The sequence below is a fragment of the Xanthomonas massiliensis genome (assembly GCF_900018785.1).
Lineage (GTDB): Bacteria > Pseudomonadota > Gammaproteobacteria > Xanthomonadales > Xanthomonadaceae > Xanthomonas_B > Xanthomonas_B massiliensis.
Genome location: NZ_FCOY01000004.1, coordinates 45,367 through 68,368 on the forward strand (window position 1 = coordinate 45,367; position 23,002 = coordinate 68,368).

At 68.1% G+C, this 23,002-nt stretch carries 13 protein-coding genes, 1 tRNA gene and 1 CRISPR repeat array; of the genes, 3 read left to right on the forward strand and 11 right to left on the reverse strand.

The window, feature by feature from the left end; genetic code table 11:
- Window positions 1-6 precede the first annotated feature (6 nt).
- Both BN3794_RS01500 and bioB read right to left on the reverse strand, forming a co-directional pair.
- Entirely contained in the window at window positions 7-1,203 is a 1,197-nt protein-coding gene (locus BN3794_RS01500; protein WP_066092314.1) for an aminotransferase class I/II-fold pyridoxal phosphate-dependent enzyme, read from the reverse strand.
- A 63-nt stretch (window positions 1,204-1,266) separates the two neighbouring features.
- Complete coding sequence (gene bioB, locus BN3794_RS01505; protein ID WP_066092317.1) at window positions 1,267-2,301, reverse strand: biotin synthase BioB; 1,035 nt, start codon at window positions 2,299-2,301, stop codon at window positions 1,267-1,269.
- A gap of 49 nt (window positions 2,302-2,350) precedes the next feature.
- On the opposite strand from bioB, the gene BN3794_RS01510 reads away from it, so the two are divergent.
- Together BN3794_RS01510 and BN3794_RS01515 are read left to right on the forward strand one after the other, a co-directional pair.
- Complete coding sequence (locus BN3794_RS01510) at window positions 2,351-3,076, forward strand: double zinc ribbon domain-containing protein (RefSeq protein ID WP_066092320.1); 726 nt, start codon at window positions 2,351-2,353, stop codon at window positions 3,074-3,076.
- A 78-nt stretch (window positions 3,077-3,154) separates the two neighbouring features.
- Window positions 3,155-3,706 (forward strand): HdeD family acid-resistance protein, encoded by a 552-nt coding sequence (locus BN3794_RS01515; protein WP_066092323.1) that lies wholly within the window; start codon window positions 3,155-3,157, stop codon window positions 3,704-3,706.
- Between the two features lie 81 nt (window positions 3,707-3,787).
- Here BN3794_RS01515 and BN3794_RS01520 read toward each other — a convergent pair whose 3' ends face one another.
- Both BN3794_RS01520 and ubiA read right to left on the reverse strand, forming a co-directional pair.
- Window positions 3,788-5,188 carry a short-chain fatty acid transporter gene (locus BN3794_RS01520; RefSeq protein WP_066092491.1) on the reverse strand — a complete coding sequence of 467 codons (1,401 nt, stop codon included), beginning with the start codon at window positions 5,186-5,188 and terminating at the stop codon, window positions 3,788-3,790.
- A 121-nt stretch (window positions 5,189-5,309) separates the two neighbouring features.
- Window positions 5,310-6,191 carry a 4-hydroxybenzoate octaprenyltransferase gene (gene ubiA / locus BN3794_RS01525; protein WP_066092326.1) on the reverse strand — a complete coding sequence of 294 codons (882 nt, stop codon included), beginning with the start codon at window positions 6,189-6,191 and terminating at the stop codon, window positions 5,310-5,312.
- A gap of 80 nt (window positions 6,192-6,271) precedes the next feature.
- Here ubiA and BN3794_RS01530 point away from each other — a divergent pair.
- Window positions 6,272-6,348, forward strand: a tRNA-Arg gene (locus BN3794_RS01530).
- Window positions 6,349-6,592: 244 nt separating this feature from the next.
- Window positions 6,593-14,901: a CRISPR direct-repeat array (repeat unit 33 nt; unit sequence GTTTCAATCCACGCGCCCCGCGTGGGGCGCGAC).
- 175 nt (window positions 14,902-15,076) lie between these two features.
- On the opposite strand, the gene cas2 is transcribed toward BN3794_RS01530, so the two are convergent.
- The 7 genes from cas2 to BN3794_RS01565 form a co-directional block, all read right to left on the reverse strand.
- The gene (gene cas2, locus BN3794_RS01535; RefSeq protein ID WP_066092329.1) at window positions 15,077-15,367 is read right to left on the reverse strand and encodes a CRISPR-associated endonuclease Cas2; all 291 of its coding nucleotides are present in this window, start codon (window positions 15,365-15,367) and stop codon (window positions 15,077-15,079) included.
- A gap of 16 nt (window positions 15,368-15,383) precedes the next feature.
- Window positions 15,384-16,421 (reverse strand): type I-C CRISPR-associated endonuclease Cas1c, encoded by a 1,038-nt coding sequence (gene cas1c / locus BN3794_RS01540; RefSeq protein ID WP_066092332.1) that lies wholly within the window; start codon window positions 16,419-16,421, stop codon window positions 15,384-15,386.
- A gap of 2 nt (window positions 16,422-16,423) precedes the next feature.
- Window positions 16,424-17,056, reverse strand: coding sequence for a CRISPR-associated protein Cas4 (cas4, locus tag BN3794_RS01545; protein WP_066092335.1), 633 nt, complete (start codon window positions 17,054-17,056; stop codon window positions 16,424-16,426).
- A gap of 20 nt (window positions 17,057-17,076) precedes the next feature.
- Complete coding sequence (cas7c, locus tag BN3794_RS01550; protein WP_066092338.1) at window positions 17,077-17,967, reverse strand: type I-C CRISPR-associated protein Cas7/Csd2; 891 nt, start codon at window positions 17,965-17,967, stop codon at window positions 17,077-17,079.
- Window positions 17,964-19,787, reverse strand: coding sequence for a type I-C CRISPR-associated protein Cas8c/Csd1 (gene cas8c, locus BN3794_RS01555; protein ID WP_066092341.1), 1,824 nt, complete (start codon window positions 19,785-19,787; stop codon window positions 17,964-17,966). The genes cas7c and cas8c overlap by 4 nt, the downstream gene beginning before the upstream one ends.
- Complete coding sequence (cas5c, locus tag BN3794_RS01560; protein WP_066092344.1) at window positions 19,784-20,458, reverse strand: type I-C CRISPR-associated protein Cas5c; 675 nt, start codon at window positions 20,456-20,458, stop codon at window positions 19,784-19,786. The genes cas8c and cas5c overlap by 4 nt, the downstream gene beginning before the upstream one ends.
- Before the next feature lie 61 nt (window positions 20,459-20,519).
- Window positions 20,520-22,769: a CRISPR-associated endonuclease Cas3'' gene (locus tag BN3794_RS01565; protein ID WP_066092347.1), complete on the reverse strand. Its 2,250-nt coding sequence runs from the start codon at window positions 22,767-22,769 to the stop codon at window positions 20,520-20,522.
- Between the last annotated feature and the right edge of the window lie 233 nt (window positions 22,770-23,002).

The window sequence follows — 23,002 nt, forward strand, 5'->3', positions numbered from 1 at the left end:
GCGCGCTCAGCCGGCCGCGGCGAGCGGCAGGCGGTCGCGGACCCGGGCGATCGCCTCCGCCAGGCCCGCCACCTGTTCCTCGGTGTGCAGGGCGGACAGGGTGATGCGCAGGCGGGCGTGCCCTTCGGGTACCGCCGGCGGCCGCATCGCGGTGACGCGGTAACCCGCCTCGTCCAGCTGCGCGGCGATCGCGTCCGGCCGCGCTTCGTCGCCGAAGGCCAGCAGCTGGATCGGGGTGTCGCCCGCCGCGGTCCGCAGGCCCAGGCGCTGGGCATGGCGGCGGAAGCCGGCGATGCGCTCGGCCAGGCGCTCGCGGCGCCAGTCGTCGCGGCGGGCCAGGCGCACCGCGACGCGCATGGCCGCGGCCATCGGCAGCGCGGGGGCGCCGCCGAGCAGCCATGGCCGCGCGGTCTCGGCCAGGTGCTCGATCAGCGCGCTCTCGCCGACCACCACCGCGCCCGCGCCCCCCAGCGCGGTATCCAGCGCGATCCCCAGCAGCGGCACCTGGGCCACGCCCAGGCCGGCGTCGGCGACGCTGCCGCGGCCCTGCGGGCCGAGCACGCCGATGCCGTGGGCATCGTCCACGTAGACCAGCGCGCGCTGCATCTGCCCGGCCAGGGTCAGCGCGCGCAACGGCGCGATCTCGCCGTCGATGGCGAACACGCCCTCGCTGGCCAGCAGCGCGGCCCCGGTGCCGGCCAGTTCCAGCTGGCGCAGCGCACCTTCCGGATCGCGATGCGGGTAGCGGCGCAGCCGGCATCCGGCCAGGCGCGTGGCATCGAACAGGCTGGGGCGGTTGAGGCGGTCGTGCACGCACACGTCGCCTTCCTCGCCCAGCAGTGCCTGCTGCACGGCGAGGTTGGCCAGGTACGCATCGGCGAACAGCAGGGCGGCCGGGTATTCCAGCCAGTCGGCGATCTCGCGCTCGAGCTGCACGTGCAGCGCGTGGCGGATGCCGGCGGCCGGGGTTCCCCCGGCGCCGACGCCTTCGCGCGCGGCGGTGTCCTGCAGCGCCGCGGCGACCTCGAACTGCTGCGCCAGGCCGAGGTAGTCGTGGCCGCTGAAGCCGGCCAGCCAGCGCCCGCCGACCTGCACGCGCGTGCCGTCGCGGCGCTCGACCGGGGCGGGGGCGCCGGCGCGGCCGAGCGCGGTGCGCAGGCGGCGTTCGGCCTGGATGCGGTCGTGCAGATCGGCGCGTGCCATGGCGTCCTGTCCGGGGCGGGGGACGCGTAGCGTAGCAGCGCGGACCGGGGCCGCGACGGACGGTCAGGCGGCGCGGGTGCTGGGACCGGGGGCGGTGATGTCGGCGTGGACGGTGTGCGGGTGGTCGTGCTCGCCGGCGTCCACCGTCACCTGCATCGGCCGCAGGCCCAGGCGCGCGAACAGCGCCAGGTCGCGTTCGGTGTCCGGGTTGCCGGTGGTCAGCAGCTTCTCGCCGTAGAAGATCGAGTTGGCGCCGGCCAGGAAGCACAGCGCCTGCAGCTCGTCGCTCATCGCCTCGCGCCCGGCCGACAGCCGCACCATCGAGGCCGGCATGGCGATGCGCGCCACCGCGATCATGCGCACGAACTCGAACGGGTCCAGCTCGGCGGCGCCGTGCAGCGGCGTGCCGGCCACCTGCACCAGCCGGTTGATCGGCACCGAGTCCGGATGCGCCGGCAGGTTAGCCAGCGCCAGCAGCAGGCCGACGCGGTGCGCGCGGGTCTCGCCCATGCCGACGATGCCGCCGCAGCAGGTCTTCAGCCCGGCATCGCGCACGCGCTCGAGCGTGTCCAGCCGGTCCTGGTACTGGCGGGTGTGGATGATCGCGTCGTAGTAGTCCGGCGCGGTGTCGAGGTTGTGGTTGTAGTAGTCCAGCCCGGCGTCCTTGAGCGCGCGCGCCTGGCCGTCGTCGAGCATGCCCAGGGTGGCGCAGGTCTCCAGGCCCAGCGCCTTCACCTCGCGGATCATCGCCGCCACCTTGGGGATGTCGCGGTCCTTGGGCGAGCGCCACGCCGCGCCCATGCAGAAGCGCGAGGCGCCGGCGGCCTTGGCCTGGCGCGCCCTGGCCACCACCGCCTCGGTCTCCATCAGCTTCTGCGCGCCGACGCCGGTGTCGTAGCGCTGCGCCTGCGGGCAGTAGGCGCAGTCCTCCGGGCAGCCGCCGGTCTTGACCGACAGCAGGGTGGAGACCTGCACCTCGCCCGGGTCGAAGTGCTCGCGGTGCACGCCGGCGGCGCGGTACAGCAGCTCGGTCAGCGGCAGGTCGAACAGCGCGTGCAGTTCCTCGGCACGCCAGTCGTGGCGGATGACAGCAGGCATGGGGTTCTCCTGACGGCGGCGGCGGGAAGCGCGCGGCAGTCTGGACAGCATGCCGATCCCTGTCAACAACATGCATTTCATGAAGGTTTACGGATGGGCGGGCCGGCTGGGCCACTGGCTGCTGCCGCCACGCTGCGTGGTCTGCGACGCCGGCGCCGGGCCGCAGGGCCTGTGTATGGCCTGCGAGGCCGCCTTGCCGCGGTCCGGGCCCGCCTGTCCGCAGTGCGCGCTGCCGCTGCCGGCCGGGAGCGATGCGACGGTGCCGTGCGGCCAGTGCCTGCGCCGTCCGCCACCGCTGCAGGCGGTGCGGGCCGCGTTCGTCTATGCCGCCCCGGTGGACCGCCTGGCGCGCCGCTTCAAGTTCCACGGCGACCTGGCTGCCGGCCGCGCCCTGGCGGCCACGATGGCCCGGGCCGCCGGCGACTGGCCGCGCCCGCAGGCACTGGTGCCGATGCCGCTGCACCGCAGCCGCCTGCGCGCCCGCGGCTACGACCAGGCCCTGGAGCTGGCGCGGCCGCTGGCCCGCGCGCTGGCGCTGCCGTGCCTGGCGGGGCTGCGGCGGGTGCGCGCCACCGAGGCCCAGTCCGGGCTGGATGCCGCCCGTCGCCGCGGCAACCTGCACGGCGCCTTCGCGGCGGCCGCGCCGCTGCCCGCGCACGTGGCGCTGGTCGACGACGTGATGACCACCGGGGCCACCGTCCACGCCGCCGCCCGTGCGCTGCGCCGTGCCGGGGTCGCCCGGGTCGACGCCTGGGTCTGCGCGCGGGTGCCGTGACCATGCACGGCCCGTTGACGCCACGGGGGGCGATCATGCCGCGGACGGGGCGATGACCCCCAACCAGGAGTGGAGCCAATGAGTACGGGATTGCTGGCCAGCGTCGGACGCAGCTGGTGGGTGCTGGTGGTGTACGGCGTGATTTCGGTGATCTTCGGAGTGATCGCCATCGTCCAGCCGTTCCAGGCCGGCGTGGCCCTGGCCTGGGCCTTCGGCATCATGGCCCTGGTGGAAGGCGTGATCAGCGTGGTCGCGCTGTTCAGTCGCGACGCCGGCGTGTCCAAGGGCTGGCTGGCGCTGTATGCGCTGGCGTCGATCGTGTTCGGCGTGCTCGCCGTGCTCTACCCGGTGGCGACCGCCGGGGCGCTGTTGCTGCTGCTGGCGGCCTGGCTGGTGGTGGCCGGCATCTTCCGCATCGTGTTCGCCATCCGCGTGCGCCGGGAGATCCAGGGCGAGTGGCTGATCGCGCTGTCCGGCGTGCTGGCCATCGTGCTGGGCGTGCTGATCGCGGTCTTCCCGATCGCCGGTCTGCTGACCATGATGATCTGGATCGGCGTCGGCGCGCTGGTCTACGGCGTGCTGCAGATCGTCGGCGGCTTCAAGGTGCGCAAGCTGTTCAAGCCGGTGTAGACCGCCTGCACGATTGCCGCATGAGAAGGCCCGCGCGGTCTGGCCGCGCGGGCCTTCGTTCGTTTGCCGCTTCCGTCCGGGCTACGGCATCGCCGGCATCACCGGCGGCACGTAGGTCAGGGTCATGCCCAGCAGCCACAGCAGGCCCAGCACCAGCGGGATGTGCACCAGCAACTGCATGAAGGTGAAGCCGACGATGTCGCGCGCCTTCAGCCCCAGCACGCCCAGCAGCGGCAGCATCCAGAACGGGTTGATCAGGTTGGGCAGCGCCTCGGCCGCGTTGTAGACCTGCACCGCCCAGCCCAGGTGCGCGTGCAGCTCGTTGGCCGCCTGCATCACGTAGGGCGCCTCCACCAGCCACTTGCCGCCGCCGGAGGGCACGAAGAAGCCCAGCACCGCCGAGTACACGCCCATCACCAGGGCGAAGGTGTCGGTGGTGGCCACCTTGACGAACAGCTCGGACAGCCGGTGCGAGAGCGTGACCCCGTCGGCGCCGCCGGCGTGGGTCAGGATCATCGCGATGCCGCCGTACAGCGGGAACTGGATCAGCACCCCGGTCGTGCTCGGCACTGCCTTGGCCACCGCGTCGAGGAAGCTGCGCGGGCGCCAGTGCAGCAGCAGGCCCAGCGAGATGAACAGGAAGTTGTAGGTGTTGAGGCTGGCGATGGCGGTGACCGCCGGCTTGCGCGCGAACTCGGCGAACAGCCAGCCGAAGGCCAGCAGCGACAGCAGCACGGTCAGCAGCGGGCTGTACTCGAGCCATTCGCCCGGGCGGGTACGCCGCGCCGGTGGCGCCGCCGCCGCGCCCGTCGCCTGGCCGAAGTCCCTGGCGGTGCGCGCCGCACTGCCGCTCGGCGCGGTCAGCCAGGCGATCGCCAGCGAGACCAGGATCAGGATCGCGGTGAGCAGGATCGACTGCCACAGGAAGATGGTCTCGGTGAACGGCAGCACGCCGGTGATCGGCAGCAGCCCCGGCGGCATGCTGGCCGGGTTGGCCTGCAGCTGCGCGGCCGAGGAACTCAGGCCCATCGCCCAGACCGCACCCAGGCCGAGGTAGGCGGCGGCGCCGGCGGCGCGGTAGTCCATGCGCAGGTCCTCGCGCCGCGCCAGCGCCCGTACCAGCAGGCCGCCGAACACCAGCGAGAAGCCCCAGCTCAGCAGCGAGGCCAGCATGCTGACCAGGCCCACGTACACCACCGCGCCGCGTCCGGTCCGGGGCACCCGCGCCAGCAGGTCGATGAAGCGCGCCACCACCGGCGCGGTGGCCACCGCGTAGCCGCCGATGACCACGAATGCCATCTGCATGGTGAAGGGGATCAGGCTCCAGAAGCCCTCGCCGAAGGCGTCTGCGGTCGCGGCCGGGGTGGCGCCGAACCCCATGGCGGCCAGCGCCACGATCACCACGCCGAGCACGGCGAAGATGTAGGCGTCGGGGAACCACCTTTCGGCCCAGGCCGCGCAGCGCAATGCCGCGCGCGCCATCCAGCCGTTGCCGCTGGGTGCTTCGGTCTGCATGGGTCTCTCCTCCCGGTTGCGGAAGCCGGGATTCTGCGCAATGCGCGCGGGGACGTCTGCTGAACCTTGGTCTAGGCCCGGGCGCGGCTCAGCGCAGCATCGTCGCCGCGGCGATGCCGGCGAACACCGCCATGCCCACCCAGTTGTTGTGCAGGAAGGCGCGGAAGCAGGCCTCGCGCTGGCGCTGGCGGGCCATGCGGAATTCCCACGCCACCAGCACGGCGGCCACCACCAGCCCGGCCCAGTACGCCGGGCCGAGGCTGGCGCGCTGGCCCACCAGCGCCAGCGCCAGCAGCACCAGCGCGTACAGCACCGCCTGGATCACCAGGTCCATCTCGCCGAACAGGATCGCGGTGGAACGCGAGCCCATGCGGATGTCGTCCTCGCGATCGACCATCGCGTACCAGGTGTCGTAGGCGGTCGACCACAGGATGTTGGCCACGTACAGCAGCCAGCCCAGCGCCGGCACGTGGCCCTGCACGGCCGCGAAGGCCATCGGGATGGCCCAGCCGAAGGCCATCCCCAGGTACACCTGGGGCAGGTGGGTATAGCGCTTCAGGTACGGATAGCTCGCGGCCAGGAACAAGCCGACCACGCTCATCGCGATGGTCAGCCCATTCATCGTCAGCACCAGCGCGAATGCCGCCAGCATCAGCGCGGCGAACAGGGCCAGCGCCTCGCGCCCGGACACCGCGCCGGTGGCGAGCGGGCGTTCGCGCGTGCGTTCGACATGCGGATCCAGCCAGCGGTCGGCGTAGTCGTTGACCACGCAGCCGGCCGAGCGGGTCAGCCATACCCCCGCGGTGAACACGAACAGCGTCCACGGCGGCGGCAGCCCGTCGGCGGCCAGCCACAGCGCCCACCAGGTGGGCCACAGCAGCAGCAACGTGCCGATCGGGCGGTCGGCGCGCATCAGTTTCCAGTAGAGGCGCCAGCGCGGGGCGGCGGGCAGGGCGGAGGGGATGGGCATGGCAAAAGGGTAGCAGTCCCTCCGGACTCGTCCACGGGGGCAGACCTGCGCCGCGTTTGCCGCTAGAATGCGTGTCCTACGCGCCCGTAGCTCAGCCGGATAGAGTAGTGGCTTCCGAAGCCATTGGTCGGGGGTTCGAATCCCTCCGGGCGCACCATCTTCGATGCCATTGCGGAGCGCACGCGGGTTTAGCCAACGCCATGAGGGTGCGACCATCATCTCCTATGGTTCGCGGTCTCTTCGGTCAGTTTCAAGCTTGGCGCCCGTGGACACGTAGCTCAAGGTCGCAGAGATGTTTCACGCGCCCGTGAGGGCGCGACGCCACTCGACCGCGGCCAGCGCGTGGTAGAAGCCGTTTCAATCCACGCGCGCTCAGCTTCGAACCCCGCGATCTTGTGGGCATTTCAATCCACGCGCCCCGCGTGGGGCACGACGCGTACATCAAGGATCGCGTCGCCGCGGAGGACTGGTTTCAATCCACGCGCCCCGCGTGGGGCGCGACTCCGGGTGATGGCGCTGGCCACGGCGCTGGACATGGTTTCAATCCACGCGCCCCGCGTGGGGCGCGACTGGGCGCGGGGCGTTCGCTCCGCCGCGAACCAATTGGTTTCAATCCACGCGCCCCGCGTGGGGCGCGACCAGCGGTGCGGCAATGGTGGGTGCTGTTCTCTCTCGTTTCAATCCACGCGCCCCGCGTGGGGCGCGACATCAGCGCTGCGACATGGGCCCGCGGGATGACGATGTTTCAATCCACGCGCCCCGCGTGGGGCGCGACAGCGCATCGACCCGTGCAAGCTGCGCCGTGGTCAGGTTTCAATCCACGCGCCCCGCGTGGGGCGCGACGAAAGGGCCATCTCAAGATTGCGCGCGGCTTGCTTGTTTCAATCCACGCGCCCCGCGTGGGGCGCGACACGTTGGCCCAGTTCTCAGCGCCCGGGTAGTAGGTGTTTCAATCCACGCGCCCCGCGTGGGGCGCGACCAGGACAAGGGCAAGGGCAGCCCCGGCGGCAGAGTTTCAATCCACGCGCCCCGCGTGGGGCGCGACCTCGCTCATCCCACCACCGCCTTTACAACAATATGGTTTCAATCCACGCGCCCCGCGTGGGGCGCGACGGGCCTGCTGACCGCCGACGAGCTGTTCAAGACGTTTCAATCCACGCGCCCCGCGTGGGGCGCGACCCACGTAGACCTGCGCGATGTGCGGGGTCTGCGAGTTTCAATCCACGCGCCCCGCGTGGGGCGCGACATGCGTATGCGTGTGAGGATCTCGGATGGGTTGTGGTTTCAATCCACGCGCCCCGCGTGGGGCGCGACGCGCTGCTGTCGCTCAATGCCGAGGTCACCGAGCACGTTTCAATCCACGCGCCCCGCGTGGGGCGCGACCGCGATCCCCACACAGGATCAGCCGATACATGGCGTTTCAATCCACGCGCCCCGCGTGGGGCGCGACTACGGACCTGGACGAGTGCAAGAGACGGGCGGAGGTTTCAATCCACGCGCCCCGCGTGGGGCGCGACCGCTTCTGCGTCCAGCCCCCTGGCGTCGGGGTGAAGTTTCAATCCACGCGCCCCGCGTGGGGCGCGACCCGCCGGCGGGGTGTGACCAAGCCGGCACTAATCGTTTCAATCCACGCGCCCCGCGTGGGGCGCGACATTGCGATGACGCCCACCACCGCGTCCACTACGTCGTTTCAATCCACGCGCCCCGCGTGGGGCGCGACCTGGCAGCCATCGACCGAGACCAGAGGCTGGCGTGTTTCAATCCACGCGCCCCGCGTGGGGCGCGACCTGTCTGCCGTGTGATCCTGTAAGCCGGCAAACGCGTTTCAATCCACGCGCCCCGCGTGGGGCGCGACCTGATCTTGCTGCCGGCAATCTCAAGTTGCGCAAAGTTTCAATCCACGCGCCCCGCGTGGGGCGCGACCATCACTATCGTCCTGCGCAGGATTCGGGCAGCATGTTTCAATCCACGCGCCCCGCGTGGGGCGCGACCTCGCCCTTGTCCACGACAGCGAGGGCCATGGCCTTGTTTCAATCCACGCGCCCCGCGTGGGGCGCGACCCGCATGGAATCGCATCCGGCAGTATTGGACGGAAGTTTCAATCCACGCGCCCCGCGTGGGGCGCGACGCGCTCACACAGTGCACGCTCGTCGGCCCTCCGCAGTTTCAATCCACGCGCCCCGCGTGGGGCGCGACAACCGCCTGGATCTCGTACTCGTGCCCGTCGTGTTGTTTCAATCCACGCGCCCCGCGTGGGGCGCGACCGGGCGATGCCGCGGCCCTTGGCTGCCAGGCCGGTGTTTCAATCCACGCGCCCCGCGTGGGGCGCGACCTTGATTCGATTCCTTTTTAGGGCCTGACATGAAGTTTCAATCCACGCGCCCCGCGTGGGGCGCGACCCGAATGGCACAAGCACAACAAGCCGTTGTGCCCAGTTTCAATCCACGCGCCCCGCGTGGGGCGCGACCCCAGTCGCCGCCGGTGCTGGTCCAGAGGGCGTGGTTTCAATCCACGCGCCCCGCGTGGGGCGCGACGCCAAGGCGCTGGAGGCCGAGCGCGCCAAGGGCGAGTTTCAATCCACGCGCCCCGCGTGGGGCGCGACCCGTCTATCCGATCATATGGGACGAGGGCCTGGGGGTTTCAATCCACGCGCCCCGCGTGGGGCGCGACGACAGCGTGCCGCTGGTATTGCGGCTGCGGCACGCGTTTCAATCCACGCGCCCCGCGTGGGGCGCGACTGGGATGGTGGCAAAGACGGTCAAAGCAATGCCGAAGTTTCAATCCACGCGCCCCGCGTGGGGCGCGACGCAATCGACGCCGCGATGAAGGCGTCGGCTTGAATGTTTCAATCCACGCGCCCCGCGTGGGGCGCGACCGCGGCGATGGCACGGATTGCGATTCGCCAGTTCAGGTTTCAATCCACGCGCCCCGCGTGGGGCGCGACAGTGATGCTGCTCATTACCAAGCCCCCCTGCGCACGTTTCAATCCACGCGCCCCGCGTGGGGCGCGACCCTTGAGCTGCACGCGGGCCGCTTCGCGAAGATCGTTTCAATCCACGCGCCCCGCGTGGGGCGCGACTGGCTGGCGCGTATGACATGGCAGTCACTCCTATGGCTGTTTCAATCCACGCGCCCCGCGTGGGGCGCGACAGCTTCTCAAGCCGATCCAAGTCGGCACCCTGCTGTTTCAATCCACGCGCCCCGCGTGGGGCGCGACCTCCAGAAAGCTCGGCATTCTCAGTGGCTCCTAACGTTTCAATCCACGCGCCCCGCGTGGGGCGCGACGATCAAGCTGCCAGCCGACAGTAGCGGCAACAAGTTTCAATCCACGCGCCCCGCGTGGGGCGCGACCGGGACGCGATGCTAGGCCGCAAGCTCTGCGCCGGTTTCAATCCACGCGCCCCGCGTGGGGCGCGACTGCCCGCCTTCGCGGATACCGGGATGCACTGAGTGTTTCAATCCACGCGCCCCGCGTGGGGCGCGACGGGCAACTGGTCCTGCATCTCGGCCAGGTCGGCAGCGTTTCAATCCACGCGCCCCGCGTGGGGCGCGACAGCTGCCGCACGAACGGGCGCGTGACGCAGTGCATGTTTCAATCCACGCGCCCCGCGTGGGGCGCGACCGCCGTTCCCTCGTTCATCTTGGCGACCGCCTGCATGTTTCAATCCACGCGCCCCGCGTGGGGCGCGACAGCTGCCGCACGAACGGGCGCGTGACGCAGTGCATGTTTCAATCCACGCGCCCCGCGTGGGGCGCGACTGCATACCGGTGACCTACGCGGCCGTCCGGTAACAGTTTCAATCCACGCGCCCCGCGTGGGGCGCGACCCGTTAGTCGGTAACGGCTGGCCACCGTTACGAAGTTTCAATCCACGCGCCCCGCGTGGGGCGCGACCTTCGCCCTGGCCGACCAGCGCACGCCACGCTCAGTTTCAATCCACGCGCCCCGCGTGGGGCGCGACATCGTACGTGTAGCCGTTGTCGGCGCAGTAGCGCATGTTTCAATCCACGCGCCCCGCGTGGGGCGCGACGCCGCGAACTTGTGTGGCTGCGAGACTATGACGGAGTTTCAATCCACGCGCCCCGCGTGGGGCGCGACGCGTTCTTGCGCGCGACCGCGAACAGCGCCGAGGTGTTTCAATCCACGCGCCCCGCGTGGGGCGCGACATGCAGTGAATGCGGTGGCCCTGTGCAAGTGCCGGTTTCAATCCACGCGCCCCGCGTGGGGCGCGACCCTGCCGCATACCCAGCCGTACCGGTCAATCCGAGGTTTCAATCCACGCGCCCCGCGTGGGGCGCGACCGTTGTTCGCTGCGGCGCTGCGGTCGTTAAGATCGGTTTCAATCCACGCGCCCCGCGTGGGGCGCGACCTGCGCCGCATCCTCCCTGCTCGCCATGATCGGAGCGGTTTCAATCCACGCGCCCCGCGTGGGGCGCGACTTCGGCGCCGTGCGTTCTCTCGACCGCATTGACGTTTCAATCCACGCGCCCCGCGTGGGGCGCGACCGCATCCGGGAGCGCATTGCTTACGGGGAACGAGGGTTTCAATCCACGCGCCCCGCGTGGGGCGCGACGTGTAGTTACTCCATACCTGCACCCAAGACCATCCAGTTTCAATCCACGCGCCCCGCGTGGGGCGCGACGCAGAAGCGGTCGAGGTCGCCTGCGTTCATCACGAGTTTCAATCCACGCGCCCCGCGTGGGGCGCGACCTGGGAAATGAGCGAGAAACTGAGCGACTTTCTGGTTTCAATCCACGCGCCCCGCGTGGGGCGCGACCGTCGGGCGAAATGATGTTGAAAGTATCTGTGACGTTTCAATCCACGCGCCCCGCGTGGGGCGCGACCTGCAGGTCGGCAGGCTTCGGAAGGCGAGCGATGGTTTCAATCCACGCGCCCCGCGTGGGGCGCGACCCGCTTCAAGGGTGCATACCCCAATTTGCTGCACGCGTTTCAATCCACGCGCCCCGCGTGGGGCGCGACGCATGATTCGCGGCAATGCTGCCGTCGGCGTTATAGTTTCAATCCACGCGCCCCGCGTGGGGCGCGACCACTGACCTGGTACAGCCCGGTGCCCGACACGACGTTTCAATCCACGCGCCCCGCGTGGGGCGCGACATCCTCATTCCTTGTCGTCTCAAGGGGTGAACGAAGTTTCAATCCACGCGCCCCGCGTGGGGCGCGACCCTTATCGCCATGCCACAGGATTGGCTCCATGGATGTTTCAATCCACGCGCCCCGCGTGGGGCGCGACCTGACCGGATCGCCCTTGCCTTCCTGTTCGCCCTGGTTTCAATCCACGCGCCCCGCGTGGGGCGCGACGTGGGTGGTGAGTGATCTAGTCCAACGCGCTAGGGTTTCAATCCACGCGCCCCGCGTGGGGCGCGACGCGCTCGCAGGACGACCGTAAGCGCAACTGTGCGGTTTCAATCCACGCGCCCCGCGTGGGGCGCGACGGTCTGCGGGTGAACGTCGTACACGCCCGCAATGGTGTTTCAATCCACGCGCCCCGCGTGGGGCGCGACATCGCCGGCCTCCTGGCTCATCTTCCATGCTTTCAGTTTCAATCCACGCGCCCCGCGTGGGGCGCGACGCCGATAAGGCCATCCGGCGAAGCGCCGGAGTTTGGTTTCAATCCACGCGCCCCGCGTGGGGCGCGACCTCCGATCACTGTAGGTGCACGAATTCACTAGCGGGTTTCAATCCACGCGCCCCGCGTGGGGCGCGACCTGGGGGGCATGGTAATGAGCAGCATCACTATCGTTTCAATCCACGCGCCCCGCGTGGGGCGCGACCCGCCCGCGCCACGGGGTTGACGATGTAGTTGTTGTTTCAATCCACGCGCCCCGCGTGGGGCGCGACAGCTGCTGGGGCGTCTGCGATTGTCCACTTTAACAGTTTCAATCCACGCGCCCCGCGTGGGGCGCGACAGCTGCTGGGGCGTCTGCGATTGTCCACTTTAACAGTTTCAATCCACGCGCCCCGCGTGGGGCGCGACCGTGGCCCCGATGATGGATTGGACGGATTCATTGGTTTCAATCCACGCGCCCCGCGTGGGGCGCGACCGCCGCCTGTACGCTGCCCTGTCGCAGGACCTGGTTTCAATCCACGCGCCCCGCGTGGGGCGCGACCTTTCAACGGCGTTGCGCCATGGCGGCCCAGCACCGGTTTCAATCCACGCGCCCCGCGTGGGGCGCGACCATCATCGCCAGCGGCCTGCACATCCAGCTGCGCGTTTCAATCCACGCGCCCCGCGTGGGGCGCGACAATCTATTGCCGAGCGAAGGCAGAAGGGATGCTTGTTTCAATCCACGCGCCCCGCGTGGGGCGCGACCCGCACGACATCAGCAATATGGTTGCCACAATCGAGTTTCAATCCACGCGCCCCGCGTGGGGCGCGACGCGCCGGAGGTTCCGTGATGGCTCTGCCTTACGAGTTTCAATCCACGCGCCCCGCGTGGGGCGCGACTACGCGGTTTCGTCGCCGTTGAGGTCGCTCGCAGCGTTTCAATCCACGCGCCCCGCGTGGGGCGCGACGGGTCGCTGGCCAGCGCGGACAGCGGTTCCAGGCCGTTTCAATCCACGCGCCCCGCGTGGGGCGCGACCGGCAGATTGCGCTCGGCGCGTGGCTTGCCGCCACGGTTTCAATCCACGCGCCCCGCGTGGGGCGCGACCGTCTCGCGCGGCGGCTTGGCCAGCAGGCCACCGATGTTTCAATCCACGCGCCCCGCGTGGGGCGCGACCGGGAAATCCCAGTGCTGCCAGTACACGCCTTGATCGTTTCAATCCACGCGCCCCGCGTGGGGCGCGACGTCTCGCGCGGCGGCTTGGCCAGCAGGCCACCGATGTTTCAATCCACGCGCCCCGCGTGGGGCGCGACCGCGCTGGATCTCGATCGACACCGGCAGGTACTTGTTTCAATCCACGCGCCCCGCGTGGGGCGCGACTGCGCGACGTGCTGGGCATCTGCGCGCCGACCGAAGTTTCAATCCACGCGCCCCGCGTGGGGCGCGACACCGGCTGGATCGTCGCCGTCGCCGCGCTGGCAACGTTTCAATCCACGCGCCCCGCGTGGGGCGCGACTGGCGGCGCACCAAGATCCGTCATCGCCTCGGCCAGTTTCAATCCACGCGCCCCGCGTGGGGCGCGACATCATCCTCACCATCTGGTGAATACTTCCCACCTAGTTTCAATCCACGCGCCCCGCGTGGGGCGCGACCATCCATATTGGAGCCAATCCACCAATTGTATTGGTTTCAATCCACGCGCCCCGCGTGGGGCGCGACCCCTCGATCTGGAGCGCGCCGGCCCGGCTCTCGATGTTTCAATCCACGCGCCCCGCGTGGGGCGCGACGGCAGGTCCGGGACTTCGAGAACCAATACTTCCTGGTTTCAATCCACGCGCCCCGCGTGGGGCGCGACGCTCGCACGAAGTCGGGGCCGAGCACGTCACGCGGGTTTCAATCCACGCGCCCCGCGTGGGGCGCGACCACCGCATCGCGCGCATCCGACCTTATGGCTCGCACGTTTCAATCCACGCGCCCCGCGTGGGGCGCGACAACAGTATTCTTGATCGGACCAATGCAGGACCGGGTTTCAATCCACGCGCCCCGCGTGGGGCGCGACAGGCCTTGGAGTTGTGCCATTGCCAGCTAACGCCTGTTTCAATCCACGCGCCCCGCGTGGGGCGCGACATGGAGTACCGGCCCTCGCTGTGGATGATGCGGATGTTTCAATCCACGCGCCCCGCGTGGGGCGCGACCTCCCTCGTTGCCGGCCGCCGGTACGTAGACCCCGTTTCAATCCACGCGCCCCGCGTGGGGCGCGACCAGCACCCCTCGCCGTATTTTCGCCGTGACACCAGTTTCAATCCACGCGCCCCGCGTGGGGCGCGACAATGGTTTGCAGTGGGTGCAAGCACATCATACGGGTTTCAATCCACGCGCCCCGCGTGGGGCGCGACTCCGGCTGGGAAGAAGCGGACGCCGAGCGCAAGAGGTTTCAATCCACGCGCCCCGCGTGGGGCGCGACCCGTTTCGAAGTCCTCGGCCTCGGGTGCTTCGTTGGTTTCAATCCACGCGCCCCGCGTGGGGCGCGACGGCGAGGATCGTGCGCCGTTCATGGCCCTGTACGAGTTTCAATCCACGCGCCCCGCGTGGGGCGCGACACGTCCTGGAGCGCAACGTACATCGTGCCGCCATCGTTTCAATCCACGCGCCCCGCGTGGGGCGCGACGGCGCAGACGCGACGCGTGGCGAAGGAGTTCGATGGGTTTCAATCCACGCGCCCCGCGTGGGGCGCGACCTGTATACCCGGTGATCTGGGACGAAGACCTTGGCGTTTCAATCCACGCGCCCCGCGTGGGGCGCGACGTGTGCCTCGTCTTGCGCCCGCTGCCCTGGTAGGCGTTTCAATCCACGCGCCCCGCGTGGGGCGCGACTGGAACTGGCGAGGGTGATCGGACACCGTGACCTGGTTTCAATCCACGCGCCCCGCGTGGGGCGCGACACCGCTGCGGGCGACATGGGGGGCACTGACTACGAGGTTTCAATCCACGCGCCCCGCGTGGGGCGCGACGGCATAGGCGATGGCATCGACCAGCCCGTTCGGGTTTCAATCCACGCGCCCCGCGTGGGGCGCGACCAGTCAGCACGCCGCCGTCGATGCCGGGAGCGTTGGAGTTTCAATCCACGCGCCCCGCGTGGGGCGCGACCACCCCAGCATAAATGCTTGTTCTCGCAAGCGGGGAAGTCGTGTTTTCGCGAGCCTCGGGAGAAACGGTGTGTCTTGCCTACGGCCGAACCTGATCACGCCCGGTTTGCATTGCAGATCAATGGCTTGGAGGAGCGCGAACCTGCCGGAGGTTTTCCGGTCGCTTGAGGTTCGCGTCAGAAGACCAGCGGTCCTTTGAGGTTCAGGGTCGGCTTGGCGCCGACATGCTCCACTCGACCTTCCCATCTCGCGCCGAGGAGGTAGAAACGAAGGCTGTCGACCTCCGGATCGATCAGGTCGCACAGCCGCTGACGCAGTTGTACCCACTGCGCTGGCTCGACCTCGATCTCGAATACCGAGTACTGGACGCGCTGGCCCAGGTCTCGGCAGGCCTTGGCGACCTTGCGCAGGCGTTTCTCCCCGCCAGCGGAGATCGTGCTGACATCGTAGCTGACCAGGACCATCATGGCGCGGACTCCCGAGTCATTTCCACAGGAACGGCGGGTAGCCGTCAAGATCGCCGCGAAGGTGGCGGGCAAGCAACTGTGCCTGAGCGAACGGCAGCAGACCAATGTCGATCTTCTCGTCCAGAAACGGGTGCTGTACCTGCTCGCGCTTGCGCTCCTGGTAGGCCACCAGCACCGTCTTGCGGGCGTCGTCCTTGAGTTGCACGGCGCCGTTATCGAAGACCTGGAAGTCGCGTTCGTTCAATTGGCGCCGATTGATGAGCGACAGCGCCAGGCGTTCGCCCAGTAGCGGGCGAAATTCCTCGGCCAGGTCGAGGGCGAGGCTGGGCCGGCCGGGACGGTCGCGGTGTAGGAAGCCCACTGCCGGGTCCAGGCCAACGGTCTCCAATGCGGAGCGGCAGTCGTGGGTCAGTAGCGTGTAGAGGAAGGAGAGCAGGGCATTGAAGGCGTCGCGTGGCGGGCGACGGTTGCGGCCGCCGAAGTGCAGCAGCGGCGATGTGGCGCGTATCAGTTGCCCGAACACGCCGAAGTAGGACTGTGCGGCCTCTCCCTCGAGTCCGCGCAGCACGTCCACGTTGTGTTGTTCCTGCATCACCCGCTGCGGGATGCGCTTGAGTCGCTGCAGCGCATGCCGGAACGCGGGGACGTCGGTGAGCTTGTCGCCATGGTCGCGCCAGCCGCGGGCGAGCACGGCGCGCTGGTTGTGTATCTTGCCGGCGAGCAGGTTGCGCACGATGGCGGCGCAGCGTGGCGGGTCGTCGCTGGCGCGGTACTGGGCGCGGCGCAGCAGCACATTGCCCGAAACCGGCCCTTCGACCCGGGCCAGGAAACGTCCCTGCGGTGTCAGGTAGCAGATGCTGATGCCCTGTTCGGCGCAGTAGCCGAGCAGTTGTGGCGAGACGGCCACGCGACCGATGCAGACAAGGCTCTCGAGCATGTGTGCCGGCAGTCGCGCCCGTTCCTGTCGTTCGACCTCCATCACGATATTGGCGCCGTCCTTGCGCAGCCAGGCGCCGTCGCTGGTGGCATACAGGGTGTTGAGCTGGCGTCGCATGATCAGTCGTCTCCATCTTGCAGTTGCCGCTGCAGCCAGGCAGTGACGCTGCGACGACCGAGCAGCTTCGGCTGGCACAGGTCGAGCAGCGAACATGCATCGCAGCGCTTGGCTTCGTAGCGGGCAGATGGCGTCTGCCCGGACGCCAGCATGGCGCGGGTGTCGGCGATGGTGCGCTGGGTCAGCTCGCGTAGTTCCATGTCGAAGGCCACGTCCTTGCGGCGCCGCGTTTGACCGTAGAAAAGGGCACCGGCATCGACGGTGGCACCCAGCATTGCCTCCAGGCACAGGCCCTCGGCACACAGTTGCACTTCGTCGGCACGATGTGCCTTGGGGCGGCCGCGCTTGTATTCGACGGGAAAGGCACGTTCGCCGGTATCCGTGCGGTGAAACTCCACCACGTCGGCCTTGCCGGTGATGCCCAGTTCCAGGTTCAGCAACGGCATCGCGGTCACAGTTCGCACGCCCCGCCGGCGTTCGGCCTGCGGGACGTCGGCACGCTCGTGCAGCAGGCGGCCTTCGGCCGTCTGCCGGTTCTCGGCCCACTGCTGCTCCAGATGAATCAATGCGCATTGGCGCGGGCAGTAGAGATAGTGCTGGAGGGCGGAGAGCGGGATGAGGTCTTCGTCGTCCACTGGGCCCGCTCTCCAGGTTCCTAGAACAGTTCGGTCAGGCTTACGCCGGCCGGCAACGTGTCACGATCAATCTCGATCACGTAATCGGCAAAGCTGCGCGCAGGAGTGTCCTGGCCGTCCTTGCGCACCACTTTCACCTTGTCGAACAGCACGTGGGCCGGGGCATTGCCCATTGGGTGGTCGTGCTGGAAAACGATCAGCTTGCGCGCAGCCATCTCGCCACGGGCAGCGGAGCGGTCGTGCTCGAACAGGTTGGTCAGCGCGCGCCAAAGCAGTTGCAGGTCGTCCTCCGAGAAGCCGGTGCGCTCGGCGAGCTTGGCGGAAATGAAGCCATGAACCTGGTACAGGCCATAGGGCAGGATATGCTTGCGGCCCATGGTGCGGTTGTCGCCACTTTGTGCTTCGGCTTCCTTTTCCGTGGTGACAGCTACCCGGGTTATCGATACTTCCAAAGGCAGCACCGGCTCAACGGATGTGGCGAAGGCAAGTTGTACCGGGCCCCGAACCTGGCCGGTGTTGACGCCGGTCGTCATCACTGCTCCGAAGGTGCGGACGTCAAAGAAATTCTGGCACATCCACGCAGTCAGCTCACGAGCCTTTGCTTCTTCCTTGGGGAGCTTCTTGTAGCCGTCCTTGGCATCGGGCGGGATGCCGAGAGCTTCCCAGGATTTCTGATGTTGTTGATTTAGGATTGCTTTTTCTTGCATGTAAATCGCATAGCCAGCCTCTTTTTCCTTCTCCAGCGCCACGTAGTTGCGGATCTTGCGCTTGAGCGCCACGTCGGTGACCAGGCCGCGGTTGGTTTCCGGGTCCAGGCGCGGCAGGTTGCCGGCGTCCGGGTCGCCATTGGGGTTGCCGTTGGTGACGTCGAACAGGTAGACGAACTCGTAACGGTGGCTGATGACACTCATGCGGCTTCTCCTTCGGATGCGATGTCGGTGGCGTCCTGCTCGTTGTAGCGGGCAAACCGGGATTGGGTCTGGTGGTAATAGCCGATGGCGAAGCGGCCCTGTTCCTCGATCGACAGGCTGCGCGGGAAGCTTGGCCCGAGCAGGCCGATGATCTGGCCGATCTCCTTCTCAAGGTTCACGGCCTGGCCGATCCTCTCCTTGCGCAGCTTGCCCAGGTGGTTCTGCGCACTGCGCAGCAGCACCGGGAAGATGCTGGCCGGCGTGGCCGAGGCGGCGCCGTAGTAGCGGTCGCGGATGGTGGCATTGATCTGACTGCCAAGTGCGGCACGTTGGAGGTTCTCCAGCGTCGAAAACAGCCGTCCCAGCAGGTAGCCGGGATCGGTATTGCCGATATCGAGACTCACGGGTGGTTCCCCCTTGTTGGATGTGATTCCTTGTAGCTTGTCCAGGCGTGCCGAACGTGCCAGGACCCCTTTGCACAACGCTACGCGCAGCGGCGATATCTGCCCGTCGGCGCGGAAGCGCATGACGATCGCCGCCAGTACGCTGCGTGGATAACGTGTTCCGGTGAGGATGGCGCGGGTCAGTTCACCGGCGAGCAATGGCGAGACGTCCTCGGCCTTGGGCTTGCCCTTCTCGCCATACACCGGTGCGGTCTGCAGGGCCAGATACTGGGGTGTGGGCGTGCGCTTCCACGCTGCCGGTTCCATGGCCAGATCGTGGTAGTGGTCGGCCAGCCGCTGGGCGAAGACGTCGAGCGTGGCGGTCTCCCAGAAGCGGATCGACAGGCGCGAGGCATTGGGGGCCAGCCCAAGCACGAAAATTCGGGTGCCATCGTCCAGGTGGCCGGGCAGTTCGCGCAGCGGGCGTGCCTGACGGATCTGTTCCAGCGCTGTCTGCAGCCGTTGGGTGGCCTGTTCGTCGGTCTCCTGGGTGCCGAAAAACGCAGCCATCAGATCCTCGGCTTCCTCGGCCTCGGCGTTTTCGGCGGCCTGTGCCCAGAACACCACGGTGGTGTCGCCGATCTGCAGGCGCTGACGGTTGTGCGTATCCCGTCGCAGCAGGTGGTTGAGTGCGGTGGTGTAGGCGAACGCTGCCTGTTCGGAAACCGGGGCATTTTCGCCCTGGCGCTTGCCGTAGGAGGCAAAGGCATCGAGATTGAACGAGACGATGGAAGCGCCGGCGCTTTGCGCGCCATTGACTCCCTTGATTGCCGGATGCAGACGAGCCAGGGGAGCGTGCTGCCCGGTCACCAGGCAGGTGCCCTGCACACCGTCGGCGCTCGTATCCCGCAGCCGGCTCCATGCTTCAAGCGCCGCCGGCCTCTCATGCAGGTACTGGCGTTCACCGTCCAGCCGGAACACCACGTTGGCGTCGAGGAAGGCTTCGCCCTGGCTTGCGAAGTTTGGGTTGTTCTGGAACGTTTCTGGAGTCCAGCCATCCAGGAACGCCAGCAGTGCCTTCAGGCCGGGATCGTCGCTGCAGGCCAGTGCCTGCCGGTGCAGGGCCTTGAAGGCTGCGTGCTCCTGCTTGCTGCGCTTGCTGGTGGCGCTGACGCCGAAAACGTAGCTGGTCTTATCCCAAAGAAAGTTGGACTTGATGCCAGCGGTACGCTTTTCCGGCGCAGGCACGCCGAGCAGACGTGGCAGTGGCTTCTTGCCACTCGCATCGCGCAGGTCATTGATGTCGACAACCTGCCCATCGCGGTCAAGCACGATGGCATAGCCGATTTTCTCCTGGCTGTAGCCGGGCGCAGCGATCCCGGAGTCCGGGTCGTCCCGCAGCCGTTGATAATAGTCATCGAGCGCGGCGAGGATCATGCGCGGACCTCCTCGCCGTCGAACGGCGGTACGTCCACCCGGCCATCGACCATGCGTGCGCGGAAGAAGCGCGGCGCCATGCCGTGGGCGAAGTCGATGTCGTGCAGCATCCAGCCAAGGTCGCGTTCGCCAGCCAGCGCGGCGTCGGAGACCGGTGCCGCGCTGCCTTCTTCAAGCAAGGCGAAACTGGCCGGGAATTCCCGTGTGCCAAGGCACGGCGCCTGGAAGCACTGCCCGCGTCGCGCACGCCGGTTGAAGATATCCAGGTGCTTGCCGACGTTGTCCTCGGGACCGGCTTGGTCGGTGAGCTCGAAATGCGCGGCGATGACGTAGCCCACGTCGCGCAGCACGGTGGCGGCACGCTGCTGGCGATCGTCCTCGACGTAGCTCACCAGCCCGTCCGTGCGCCCGGCCTTGATCGCCTTGCCGACGCTGGCGGCGGATAGCTTGCCGCCGACCTCGTTGCGGCGGATGGACTCGAAGCGCACCGGTTTGAGTATCTGGATGCTGTCCACCACCCAGCGGATGGCCGGCTTCCAGTGGATCGCCTCGAGAACGCCGCGCGCAGCGGACGGCGTAATGATGTCGTACGAAACCCTTTCCACCTTCATCTCGGGGCGTGTGAACAGCGCCCGCTCGCCCCAGACGTGGAGCTTCACTCCGTAGCTCATCCTTGTTCCCCTGTTGTGTGCCTGATTCTAGGCATTCCTGTCTCACCGGCTGATACTGGATTCATGCGACCAGCGACTCCGCTGCAAGGAATTGCGGATCGTCCCAATGCAGCCCGAAGCGGGTGTCATAGAGCCGCGGATTGACCAGCCTCACGAACTGGTCGCCATACCGGTCCGGTGCCACCGGCTCGATGGCGTGGGCCTGCCACAGTGCGTCGTAGGCTTGCCGCGGCACCTGCACCAGATAGGGCTGCAACTTGCGGGCGGCAGCGGGCGCATAGGCGAGGTCATCCAGTGCCTTGTCCACCTCGGCAATGCGACCGCCATCGGGATCGAACGGCACGATCACAGGACGCATCGCGGTCTGGATGACCTTGAAGCGGGCTGCCAGTGTCTCCAGGGGCAAGCTGTCCTCACGCGCGCCCTTGAGCAGGTTGAGCAAGCCATGCTTGTCCAGCTTGTCGTCGCCCAACAGCCAATAGAGTTGCCGGAAATAGGCATCCACCGCTTCCGGCGCAAGCAGATCCTGGCGATGATGGCGCTCGACCTCGCGGAAGGCGGCAGCAAACTGGCGCAGTTCCGGCGGCGGCGCCCAGTCTGGATTGGCAGTCTCGAACACCAGCACTTCGCTGGTTTCGATCGGCTGGCGTCCCTCGCGGTTGCAGCGGCCGGCGGCCTGGGCGATGGAGTCCAGGCCCGCCTCGGCCCGCAGCACGGTGGGGAAGTCCACGTCCACGCCCGCCTCGATCAAACTCGTGCTCACGACCCGGCATGGCTCCCCGGCCTTGAGCCGCCGCCGCACTTCGTGCAGCACCTGGCTGCGGTGGTGCGCATACATCAGTGTGGTCAGGTGCAGTGTGCCCGGCGCATCGGCGATGGATTCGAACAGGTGGCGGGCATGGCGACGATTGTTGACGATGCACAACACCTGCTGCCGTTGGCGCAGGTAATCGGCGAGTGCATCGTCGCCGAGCGGTCCTACATGGCGTACGCCGACGCGGCGCAGTTGCCGATACAGCGCTGGCGGGTCGGGGGCGAGTTCATGCACATGCTCCAGGCCGTCCTTGAAGCCTTGCGCACGGGTGAGCGTGGGTTGGGTGGCGGTACACAGCACCAGGCTCGTGCGGTAGTTCAGCGCCAACTCGTCGAGCAGCGCCACGCACGGGCGCAGCAGTTCCAGCGGCAGAGTCTGGGCCTCGTCCAGGATCACCACGCTGCCGGCGATGTTGTGCAGCTTCCGGCAGCGTGAGGAACGGTCGGCGAACAGGCTCTCGAAGAACTGCACGGCGGTGGTGACGACCACCGGCGCGTCCCAGTTCTCCATTGCCAACCGCCGCTTTTCGATGGCCTGCGGCGCGGAGCGGGGATCGTCGAAGAAGGCACTGTGATGCTCCAGCACCGCAGCCTCACCGAGATCGCCGAAGGCGCGCCGGAACACCTGCGCGTTCTGCTCGACGATGCTGGTGAACGGGATCACGTAGATCACTCGGCGCAGGCCGTGGACGAGCGCGTGGTCCAGCGCGAAGGCGAGCGAGGCCAGGGTCTTGCCACCGCCTGTGGGCACGGTGAGCGAGAACAGGCCCGGCCTCTCTGTCGCTTGGCCGCGGATGTGGGTGAGGATGTGCGTGCGCAGCGGGTTGATGCCGCCCTCGCGCGGCAAGCCGGCGAGGTACGCGTCCAGGCGTTGGCGCAGGGCTTGCAGCGAAGGACCGGCATTTTCCTTGCGCGCTGGCTCGCCCTCGATACCACGATAGAAGTTGTCGGTATCGACGAAATCGGCATCGACTAGGCAGGAGAAGATCATCCTTGCCAGTAGCGCGAGCTGGAAAGCACCACGATCTTGCCTGGGCGTGAAGCCCTTGGGCAGGGCGAGATGTGCCGGCAACTCGATTTCCTGCCGCCAAGCGTCGAGCAACGGCGGCAGCGTGGCCCGGTAGTCGGCCGAGAGCCGCTCCTGCAGGGCGCTGCGCTGTTCTCCGCCATGGCCGTTGGCCAGTCCCGCGTGATGGCCGGCGATGGTATAGGCCAGCAGCATGGCCAGGATGCGTTCGCGCGCGCTGTAGCGTTCCAGCACCACGATGGCACCCCAGGTGGCATGGTCTACCTTGTGAAGGTCGCCGCTCAGGCGGCCTTGGAATCGTTCGGTGTATTTGCCCAGGTCGTGCAACAGGCCGGCGACCCGGGCCATGTCCTGCCCGCCGAAGGCGGCGGCGTAGCGCGCGGCGGTGTCGCCGACCTGGCGCAGGTGGTCGGCCAGGTGCTGCCAGTCGGCCCTATCCGGCCGTGATGAGGAATGTGCGTAGAACTCCATCCTTGTTTCCCCTTGTCGCGTACGGCATCAGCCAACGGCTAGCCGAATGGCAGGAACACTACGCTCAAGTCATCTCATTGGTTGATACAGGGCACCGGATCTCTAGGTTAAGGAGGGCCTGTCGCAGCCGACGAGATCATAGGCCTGCCGCCCGGGTCCCGGATGGGCATCGTTTCATCGGAATCCTCCCTTTGCCCTGGCCCCGGGGAAACGCGACAATCCAGGGCCGATGC